The 10,494-nt window shown below is 38.2% G+C and carries 11 protein-coding genes; all 11 read left to right on the top strand.

Translation table 11 applies throughout. The annotated features are described in order from the left end of the window. Nucleotides 1–1,422, top strand: a 1,422-nt coding sequence (locus Q1553_RS05840) for a M23 family metallopeptidase (RefSeq protein ID WP_300842806.1), incomplete at its 5' end; no start/stop codon positions are given. Between the two features lie 9 nt (nt 1,423–1,431). Then, nucleotides 1,432–2,070, top strand: a complete 639-nt coding sequence (locus Q1553_RS05835; protein ID WP_115551965.1) for a septum site-determining protein MinC — start codon at nt 1,432–1,434, stop codon at nt 2,068–2,070. Further along, nucleotides 2,067–2,954 (top strand): UDP-3-O-acyl-N-acetylglucosamine deacetylase, encoded by an 888-nt coding sequence (gene lpxC, locus Q1553_RS05830; RefSeq protein WP_115551966.1) that lies wholly within the window; start codon nt 2,067–2,069, stop codon nt 2,952–2,954. Before Q1553_RS05835 ends, lpxC begins: the two co-directional genes overlap by 4 nt. Continuing rightward, nucleotides 2,929–3,477, top strand: a complete 549-nt coding sequence (locus Q1553_RS05825) for a hypothetical protein (protein WP_245944272.1) — start codon at nt 2,929–2,931, stop codon at nt 3,475–3,477. The genes lpxC and Q1553_RS05825 overlap by 26 nt, the downstream gene beginning before the upstream one ends. A 71-nt stretch (nt 3,478–3,548) precedes the next feature. Further along, nucleotides 3,549–4,430: a cation diffusion facilitator family transporter gene (locus tag Q1553_RS05820; protein WP_115552028.1), complete on the top strand. Its 882-nt coding sequence runs from the start codon at nt 3,549–3,551 to the stop codon at nt 4,428–4,430. Beyond that, nucleotides 4,415–6,145 (top strand): ATP-binding protein, encoded by a 1,731-nt coding sequence (locus Q1553_RS05815; RefSeq protein WP_297571232.1) that lies wholly within the window; start codon nt 4,415–4,417, stop codon nt 6,143–6,145. Before Q1553_RS05820 ends, Q1553_RS05815 begins: the two co-directional genes overlap by 16 nt. 136 nt (nt 6,146–6,281) lie before the next feature. After that, entirely contained in the window at nt 6,282–7,607 is a 1,326-nt protein-coding gene (locus tag Q1553_RS05810) for a sodium-dependent transporter (protein ID WP_115551968.1), read from the top strand. Nucleotides 7,608–7,746: 139 nt separating this feature from the next. After that, nucleotides 7,747–8,808 carry a YedE family putative selenium transporter gene (gene yedE / locus Q1553_RS05805; protein ID WP_297601599.1) on the top strand — a complete coding sequence of 354 codons (1,062 nt, stop codon included), beginning with the start codon at nt 7,747–7,749 and terminating at the stop codon, nt 8,806–8,808. Nucleotide 8,809: 1 nt separating this feature from the next. Continuing rightward, the gene (locus tag Q1553_RS05800) at nt 8,810–9,022 is read left to right on the top strand and encodes a sulfurtransferase TusA family protein (RefSeq protein WP_115551970.1); all 213 of its coding nucleotides are present in this window, start codon (nt 8,810–8,812) and stop codon (nt 9,020–9,022) included. 145 nt (nt 9,023–9,167) lie between these two features. Next, complete coding sequence (locus Q1553_RS05795) at nt 9,168–10,364, top strand: aminotransferase class V-fold PLP-dependent enzyme (RefSeq protein WP_115551971.1); 1,197 nt, start codon at nt 9,168–9,170, stop codon at nt 10,362–10,364. Then, the coding region (locus tag Q1553_RS05790) for a DUF3343 domain-containing protein (RefSeq protein WP_300842807.1) at nt 10,361–10,494 on the top strand (134 nt) is incomplete at its 3' end. The genes Q1553_RS05795 and Q1553_RS05790, both read left to right, overlap by 4 nt.

Below are 10,494 nucleotides of genomic sequence, written 5' to 3'. Positions count from 1 at the left end.
GGCTTTATTAAAATTGCCGGACTTATTGCGCTCGTGGTTGTTATTCTGTTGGGAATGTTTATGTTAAGCTCTGATTCTTTTGAAAAAGAATCCCCCACAATTCACCTAAAAAGCACTTCTTGGAATCTCAAAGGCACATTTCCTATTGAAGTTAGCGATAATGCAGGAATCAAAAGCTATCAAGTCTCACTGATAGAAAACGGACAAAAGATTTCACTTGATGCACAAAAACTCACCAAACAAAATGAAATCTGTGCAGCCAAAAGTGCAAATATTGCTCCTTTGACACAAAATATCACTACGCAATCCCCAATTAAGAGTTTCTGTATCGGCATACAAAAGCCTCAAAATCTCAAGAATAATATCCAATCTTTCCTTCTTGAAGTAAGTGTAACAGATACAAGCAAATGGAACTTTTTTAGAGGCAATACAACCACCGAACAATTCCATATTCAAGTAGATACCAAAAAGCCGCAAATCGCTATTGTTGCAAATTCTTATAAAATCACACAAGGCGGAAGTGCTTTAATCATCTTTAAAGCAGAAGACGAAAATCTAAAAAATATAAAAATTAACAATGGTAATTTAGATTTTACTCCACAACCTTTTTATAAAGAGGGATTTTATATTTCCTTGCTTGCGTGGTCTAAACTCCACGAGGATTTTAATGCTAAAATTATCGCCGAAGATAGTGCAGGCAATGTCAGCGTTGCACCCATTAACTATTTCAAACAAAAAAAACAATATCGCGATTCCACGATTCCGCTAACAGAGAATTTTATTGATGGTAAAATTTCTAGCCTTGTGCAAGAAATTGGAGAAAGAAATTTAGAGGATTTTGCAGACAAGATTGCAATCTTTCGCTACATTAATGAAGAAGTGCGCGAAAATACTTTCCAGCGCGTTTTAAATGCCTCTTCTTTTGTGGATACAGAATCTCTAGTAGAAAATTTTTCCATTCAAGCCTTTGCACCCTTAAAAAATGGCGCAGTTATGGCTAGTTTTGGCGACCACCGCACCTTTACTTATCAAGGAGAAAATGTTAGCGAATCCAATCATATGGGATTAGACCTTGCAAGCATCAAACAAGCACCTGTAATTTTAAATAATGCTGGCATTGTTACACTCAACGAATTTGTAGGGATTGACGGCAATGCACTTGTTATTTATCACGGACTTGGACTTTCCACCTTATATGCGCATTTAACAAGCACAAATGTTCAAATTGGGGATTCTTTGGAAAAAGACACGATTATTGCAAATACGGGCAACACGGGACTAGCATTGGGCGACCATTTGCACTTTAGCGTGCTAGTGCAAGGCTATGAAGTATGGAATGCAGAATGGATGGATTCCTCTTGGATAAAGACGAATATTACAAATGTGATTGCACAAGCCAAAGATATTATCAACAAACTTTAAAGGTAGATTATGGTTAAGGCAAGGCAGAAAAACTTTCGCGCTTTTATTTTCACACAAGGAGAGGAGCAAGAAACGATTGCCTATATTGAAAAAAACTTTATCTTACTCAAAGACTTTTTAATGATTTTTACCTATCCTATCAAAACAATAGATTCTACTGCACTTTACGATTATCTCATCTCTAAAAATCTCAATTTCATAGAATCTTTAAATACAAAAAAGGGTGAAACTTGCGGACAAATTCAGCTAAGCTTAGAAAATACAATCCATTCTATGATTCCACCCAATACCGCAAAAAACATAGAATCTGGTGTAAAATCTCAAGAAACAGAAGTCAAAAATGCACCGAAACCTACACTCGTTTTTCATCGCACTATTCGTAGCGGTGAAGAAATCATCACGCAAGGAGATTTAACGATTTTTGGGCGCATTAATAGTGGCGCGCATATCCAAAGCGAGGGAAATGTGCAGATTTTTGGAAAAATTAGCGGAAATATATTTTGCAACGGAGATTATATGATATTAGGCAAGGTAGGAGAGGGAAATGTTCTTTTTCACGGAGAAATTTTAGATAAGGAATTATTACAATACAATCAAAATAAAATTTACAAGAAACAAGATGAAATTATGATAGAGGAACTACGATGAAACAACAAACGATTGCAAAAAAAGTAGAATTAGTTGGAATCGGGCTGCACAAGGGAGTGCCTGTCAAAATGACTCTAGAACCCTTAGATGAAAACTGCGGGATTCATTTCTATCGTAGCGATGTGGGAGTAAGCATTCCATTAAATCCAGAAAATGTAGTAGATACGACAATGGCAACTGTGATTGCAAAAGAGCAATACAAAATCTCCACGATTGAACATTTACTCTCCGCAATTCACGCGTATGGGATTGATAACCTAAAAATCACATTGGACAATGAGGAAGTGCCGATTATGGACGGAAGCAGTATTGGATATTGTATGCTTTTAGAGGAAGCGGGAATCCTCAAACAATCCTCGCCTAAAAAAATCTTGAAAATCAAAACCCCTATTGAAGTCAAAGAGGGGGATAAATTTGTGCGTTTTGAGCCAAATGACGCGTGTATTTTTGACTTTTCTATTCATTTTCCTCACCCTGCCATTGGCACACAATCCTACAAATTTAAATTTTCCACCAAAAATTACAAAGAAGAAATTGCGCGCGCTAGGACTTTTGGGTTTTTAAGCGAAGTACAATATTTACGCTCTATCGGGCTTGCACTAGGCGGTTCTTTGGATAATGCCATTGTGCTAGATGATACTACGATTCTAAACAAAGAGGGTTTGCGCTACAAAGAAGAATTTGTCCGGCATAAAATCCTTGATGCCATTGGAGATATGTCTTTGCTTGGGATTCCATTGCTCGGCGCGTATGTCTCCTATGCAGGTAGTCATAAACTCAACCATTTGCTGACTAAAAAACTTTTTGAAAACAGCAATGCTTTTGAGATTTTAGAAAGTGAAGAATCCCAAAAGATTTATGAATACGCTTTACAAAATGCATAAAATCTTGATTTTACCCAATCTTGCGGGAGAACCAACACTTGTAGGTATTTATTCTTGTATCCAAAAAATATGGAAACTGACACAATCCCACCTCATCACTCAACCTTTAAGTGAGGGTTTAGTGCCATTGTTTATGGATTTACGCGCACAAGGAATCACATTTGAGAGTTTGTATTTCGTGCGCGGTCCGGGAAGCTTTATGGCTTTGAAACTCATTTATCTGTTTGCAAAAACTTTAGAAATCACACAAAATGTGAAACTCTACGCTACACACGCCTTTCACTTTAATGAAAATTTCCCTATCAAAGCCTATGGAAATTGCTATTTTATTCAAGCAGATTCTACAAATCAAAGCAACACACACGAATCCAAAACTCTAGACAAAGAGGCAAAAGAGCTGAACATTCACTTGCAATCCTTTCATACACCACCCCAAAGGAAGCCCTTTGTTTTGCCTGATATTTTGGACTTAACCCTTTTTAACACACAGCTCAAACCTCTTTATTTGCTCCCTCCCATTTAAGGATTCTAATGTCTGTTTCACAAAATAATATTCCCAATAATTGCGCAGTAGATTTTACAACAAAGCCAAAAATCAGTATCCAACGTCAAGCCACCATTGTTTCAAGCTTAACGGCTTGCATTCTCATTAGTGTAAAATTTATTATCGGGATTCTTAGTGGCTCGGTGGCGATATTAGCAAGCGCAATTGATTCTTTGCTAGATTTATCTGCCTCACTTTTTAACCTCTACGCACTAACCAAAGCCGAAAAACCTGCGAATTTTGAGTTTAATTATGGTATGGGCAAAATAGAATCACTTGCTGCTGTAATTGAAGGAAGCGTAATTTTAGTCTCTGGAATCTTTATTCTCTACCAATCCTTTAAAAAGCTTTTCTTTGGTGGAGAGTTAGTTTATTTGGATTATTCGCTTTATGTAATGCTTTTTTCTCTGATTCTAACCACAATGCTTGTAATTTATCTTAACTATATCGCAAAAAAGAGTAATAATCTTGTCATCAAAGCAGACGCATTGCACTACAAAACCGATATTTTAAGCAATGGCGCAGTGCTAATTGCCCTTGTCCTTGTGCATTGGACACATCTTCATATTATTGATGCGATTTTTGGAATAGGGATTGGAATCTATGTCGCCTATTCTGCCTTTGGAATCTTAAAAGAGGGCGTGCTTATCCTACTTGACAAAGCCCTAGAGGAACAAAAGATTGAATCTATCAAACAAATCATAGCCTCTGCTCCGCAAGTGCAAAGCTACCACGATTTGAAAACACGCCAAAGCGGTGAAACAAACTTTGTAGAAGTTCATCTTGTCTTTGACCCCAATATTTCTTTACTAGACGCGCACAAAGTTGCAGATTCTATTGAATGTGCTATCCAAAACTTAGAAGGAAAATGGGAAATCATCACCCATCTTGACCCTTACGATGATGAAGGAGCTGTATGCAATATTTACTAGATTTTTTGCAAACTAATCCCATTAACAAAACAAAAATTTATCCTTTTTTGAAATGCAATTATGAGGAAGCACTTATTTTGCGTCATTTATGCACCGAAATCCTAAAAGGCAACGATGAGAATGTTTGCTTGGATATTATCAACACTCTTTTTATTCCGCAAGATGAAGTTGCGATTCTTAAGCACTTACCTTACTTCAAAAACCTCTTAGAATTAGGCTGGATTAATCAGCAAAGTTTTCTAAAAAATCTTAGCCAAGAAGTTATTTTACTAGAATTGTTAAATACTTCTTTTAGTCTTAGCTCTAGCTTTTTAAAGCTTCTTGAAGAGGGAGGCATTAATCCTAAACTCCCAAAAGTTGCTCCTTATAATAACCATTTAGAATATCTTAAAGACCAATTTCTATCCATTGAGCTATTGCACAGCTTAAGTCCGCACAAAAAAGACCATTACACCTCCCCTCTTTTAAATAAAGGTATGCAAAAATTCAAGCTCCTACAACAAAGAATTGACGAGCGTTTAGAATTGACAAAAGAAAAATTAAGTTTGGAAATTTTGTTTAAAGAATATAACCTCAATGCACAAGAAAAAATCATTTTCATTGCTCTTTTACGTGAAGAATATTTGGGCAAAGAAAGTGAGGGGAGAGAGCTAAACACCCTTATTAATCTCATCAGTATGAACGACTACGAAAGAATGAAGAATCGCACATTTTTGGACGATAGAAGTCGTTTGGTAGAAAAAGGATTGGTAGATTATGATGAAATTTTAAGTCCTTTTGGAGGGATTAACCGCACCTTTTTTATCCCCGATGCGATTCTAAAACGAATTACGCACCCACAAAATTACGACAAAAAGGAGCGCATTAGCCTAAAATCACTCGTCTTGGAGCAAGAAATCTTTGAATTTTTACACCCAAAAATTCCATTAAGCGAAGTAGTCTTAAGCCCAAGCACGCAATCTACCCTTGAAACCCTGCTCAAACAAATGGATTCCAAAGTTTTGCAATATCTCAAAGATTGGGGAATCAAAGACAAAAAGCGTGGAATTGACGCAAAGATTATCTTTTATGGTGCAGCAGGCACAGGCAAAACACTGACCGCTTTAGCCCTCGCCAAATCTCTTAAAAAACCTATTTTGAGCTTTGATTGTTCTAAGATTCTTTCTATGTATGTAGGTGAGAGTGAAAAAAATGTGCGCAAAATCTTTGAATCCTATAAAGAACTTTGTTCCAAAAGCAAACAAACACCTATTTTGTTATTAGATGAAGCAGACCAATTCCTAAGCACACGCACAACCAATGGAAGCGGGGCAGACAAAATGCACAATCAAATGCAAAATATTTTCCTAGAACAGATTGAACGATTTGACGGAATCTTAATTGCGACAACCAATCTGCTAGAAACGCTTGATACTGCCTTTTCAAGACGTTTTAATTATAAGATTGAATTTAAAAAACCAAATTTTGAGGAACGTATCAGACTTTGGGAAAAACTACTACCAAAAAATGCTCCCTTTGAAGAGAATTTTAATCTTAAAAAGTTAGCTGAATTTAATCTAAGTGGCGGACAAATTGCGTTGATTGTCAAAAACACCGCTTACAATATCGCAAGCCTCTCTAAACCACAATTTAGCACACAAAGCTTTTTAGATGAAATCAAGAGAGAACTAAACTCCAATTTTGATGGAGGACGCGAAATGGGATTCCACACTTAATTCTTGCTATTGCAAATTAATAAAAATCCGTTTCAATAAGCAAATCAAAGAAAAATCTCTTGATTAATTTTTCAAAAAGTCTTTATTTTAATATTTGATTCTGCTAAGATATATCCAAAGATTAAAAGGGGATTTGATGACAAGATTTTCCAAAACAGGATATATATTATCCACAGCGGGCAGCGCAATTGGACTAGGTGGAATTTGGGGGTTTCCTTATTTGGTAGGACAAAACGGGGGATTTGCTTTTGTTCTTGTGTTTGTGCTAGCTTTTTTGGTTTTTGGAGTCAGTGTTTTTATCGTGGAAATGCTTTTTGGGAGGGCGAGCGGACAAAATAGTGTCAGCACCTTTGAAAATTTCGCCCCAAAACATCTGAAGTTTTTGAAATATGGTGGTTTTATGGTAATTTCTGGTGTTTTGATTTTTGCCTTTTATGTCGTTGTTTTAGGCTGGCTTGTGCATTATATGTTTTTAAGCATTATAGGATTGCCCAAGACTTTAGAAACCACACAAAATTTATGGGGGGGGTTTATAAGCAATCAAATTGGCTGGCAAATGTTGTGGCATTTTACGATAGTAGCACTTTGTGCGTATGTCCTCAATCGTGGTGTAAAAGCAGGAATTGAAAAATTAAACCTTATTCTTATGCCCTTGCTTTTATTCATTTTCTTGGGATTGCTTGCTTATTCTATGACACAAGATGCTTTTGTAGAATCTTTCAAATTTCTCTTCCACCCAAACTTTGAAAAAATCAACGCAGAAGTGATTGTGCGTGCGATTGGACAAGCCTTTTTTTCTCTTTCATTGGGCGTAGGAGTAATTCTAGTTTATTCTAATTCTATGCCAAAACACGGAAATTTCGTTCGTTTTGCTATTGTCATTGCCTTGTTAAACTTTTTCTTTTGTCTTGTGGCGGGCTTGGTTATTTTTACCTTTATTTTTGGTTACGGAGCAGAACCAACAGAAGGCGTTGGATTGGTTTTTATCTCCTTGCCACTTATTTTTGCCAATATGGGTGTGGTAGGACAAGTCATTGCATTTTTATTCTTTGTTTCCCTCATTTTTGCTGGAGTTACCTCTGCTGTTTCTATGCTAGAGCCTCTCAATAGTTATTTAATTGAACGTTTTTCTATGAAGCGACACAAAGCGAATCTCATTAGTATTTTAAGTGCTTATGCTTTAGGTATTATTGCCCTGCTTAGCAACACTGCTACCTTTTCAGCAGATTTAACTTTCTTTGACAAGAATCTTTTTGATTGGTTTGTTTATCTCACTAGCTCTTTTATGCTTCCATTAGCGGGAGTGTTTATGTGTCTTTATATGGGCTGGATTTTACCAAAAGAACAAGTCTATGCTATGCTTGAAGGAAAACTAGGTGGAATCTTTTTCAAAAGCTGGTATTTTGTGATTCGTTTTATCGCACCGCTTGGAATTCTTGCGGCAATGGTGAATCTCATTTAATCCACAATGAGTTAGAATCTAAAATTTGTATTTTAAGTAAAATTTCTTTATAATTCAAAATTGGCTTAAGGATTAAGCAAACAGCTCTTCTACTTTACTCACTTTCTAACAGCTGTCATTTATATTTTTAGGAGTTTTTATGAGATTGGCAATTTGGCCTATTTTAGCGGGCATTGCACTTGGAGTTCTCGCGCCTGTTTTGGTGTATTTTGGAAATCCGGGCAATATGGGTATGTGTGCAGCGTGCTTTACGCGTGATATTGCAGGGGCATTAAACTTACATCAAGCGGGTATTGTGCAATATATTCGCCCTGAAGTAATTGGGTTAATTTTGGGTGCATTGCTTGCTTCTTTCTTATTCCGAGAATTTCGCCCACGCGTCGGGAGCGCACCGATTGTGCGATTTGGGCTTGGAATCTTTGCGATGATTGGCGCACTCGTGTTTTTGGGTTGTCCTTGGAGAATGTGGTTAAGACTTAGTGCAGGGGATTGGACTGCGATTGCGGGTGTTTTTGGATTAATTTTTGGAATCCTTATTGGAATCTTTTTCCTCAAACGCGGTTTTTCACTTGGACGCAATCGTCCTGCAAGCAAGATTGTAGGGTTTGTATTTCCACTTTTTGCCTTAGGATTGCTCGGGCTTCTCTTTTGGGGGCTTACAGGGGAAAATACTCCGATTAAATTTTCTACTAAGGGTCCTGGTTCTATGCACGCACCTCTTATTATTTCACTCGTTGCTGGATTGTTTTTGGGTATTATCTTCCAAAAAAGCCGTTTTTGTATGATTGCTGCGGTGCGTGATACGATTCTAATGCGCGACACGCACATTTTACAAGGCGTCATTGCATTAGTTGTTGCTGCATTTATTACCAATCTTGCATTAGGATTCTTTAATCCCGGATTTAGCGGACAACCCATTGCGCACAATGATACGCTTTGGAATTTTCTTGGTATGGCACTAGCTGGAATCGCATTTACTCTAGCGGGGGGTTGCCCAGGCAGACAAATTATCCTTAGCGGCGAGGGAGATGGCGACGCTGCAGTTTTTGTGCTTGGGCTTCTTGTGGGTGCAGCATTTGCGCACAACTTCGGGCTTGCAAGCTCTCCTGCTGGAATCGGGGCAAATGCACCTATGGCAGTTCTAGTGGGATTTATTTTTTGTCTATTAGTTGCAGTTTTTGCAAGAGAAAAAAGGAGTTAAAATGGTAGAACTTGATGTGCGAGGGCTTAGTTGCCCTGAACCTGTGCTAAACCTCAAACCTCTTTTGGATAGAGGCGAAAGCGAAATCAAAGTGCTTTGTAGTTGTGGTGCAAGCAGTGATAATATCCGCCGTCTTGCTAAAAATAGCGGATACAATGTAGAAAGCGAATCGCAAAATGGTGAGGATTTGGAGTTTATATTAAAAAAAGCTTAAAATCTATTCCCTTGCATTCTTTGCAAGGGGCATTTACTAATTCTTGTAAGATTCTGCATTAATCCAAGCAAATTGCTATCATAATGCATACTCCAACTTCACCCTACAAAGATAAAATCTTAATGCAACAAAGAAAGGAATCTTAATGCAAAATCAAAATATTTCAAAACCCACTCATTTAAACAACTTTATCTACCTAGACAATGCGGCAACAACTTTTCCTAAAGCTCCGGGCGTAAAAGAAGCAGTGAGTGGATTTTTGGAAAATATCGGTGCAAGTGCTGGACGCAGCGGACATTCTCTCTCCATAAAATCAGGTAGAATCCTTTACCAAACACGCAAGGCTCTAGCAAGCCTCATAGGTTTAAAAGATTGCAAACGCATTCTCTTTACCCTTAATGCAACAATGGCAATTAATACCCTTTTGCAAGGCTTTTTAAAAGAAAGAGACATCGTGGTTGTTACACAAATGGAACATAATGCGATTAAACGCCCTCTCAACGCGCTAAAAGAGCGTTTAAACTTAGAAGTGCGTGAGATTCCGTGCAGCTCTATGCACGCAGTGGATTTAAAAAGTGCAGAATCTATGTTAAAAGGTGCGAAACTCTTAGCTTGCGCGCATATCAATAATGTCAGCGGGGCGATGATTCCGCTAGAATATTTAAGCACACTTGCAAAAGCGCACAATGTAGCATTCTTGCTAGATGGCGCGCAAAGCGTTGGCTGTGTGGAAATGAACGAGGTGATGAGCCAAGTAGATTTTCTCGCTCTTAGTGCGCACAAGGGCTTATTGTCTCCTATGGGCGTGGGTGCGCTTATCGTGGCAGATAACTTTGCGATAGAGAGAATAGAGCCGCTTGTTTTTGGAGGCACAGGGAGTTTGAGCGAAGCAGAGATTCAGCCTGAATTTTTGCCCGATAGGTTTGAGAGTGGCACACCCAATATGCACGGAATCGCAGGGCTTCAAGCGGGTTTAGAATGGATTAAAAACAAGGGAGTAAAAAATATCCACAAACACGAATTGCTCCTGCGCGAACAACTCATCAGCGGACTAAGCGGAATCCCAAATATTAAAATCTACAACACACAGGGGCAAAGTGGCGGAACATTGTCCCTTGATGTGCGAAACCATACTCTTTCCAAAGTAGCAGAAATCCTAGATAGAGAGTTTGGAGTCTGCGTGCGGGTAGGATTGCACTGCTCACCCTCAAGCCACAAAAGCCTTGGGAGCTTTGAGCGCGGAGGCACGATTCGCCTAAGTCCGGGTATTTTTAATACAAGCGCAGAAATAGAATCCACAATGGACGCATTACGCAACATTGCCACAAGGTGCGCGCAATGATAAAGGGTTACATTCTTGTATTTACGACTTCAAGTGCATTTGAGAGTGAGACAATCTTGAAAGATTTAGGAATCACGATTAAGCTTGTGCCAACACCACGCGAATTTTCAAGTGATTGCGGAATCGCAGT

It is taken from the genome of Helicobacter sp. UBA3407, from assembly GCF_949747025.1.
Lineage (GTDB): Bacteria > Campylobacterota > Campylobacteria > Campylobacterales > Helicobacteraceae > Helicobacter_D > Helicobacter_D ganmani.
The sequence above is the reverse complement of the archived record's forward strand: the minus strand, read 5'-3'. Positions and strand labels throughout refer to the sequence as shown.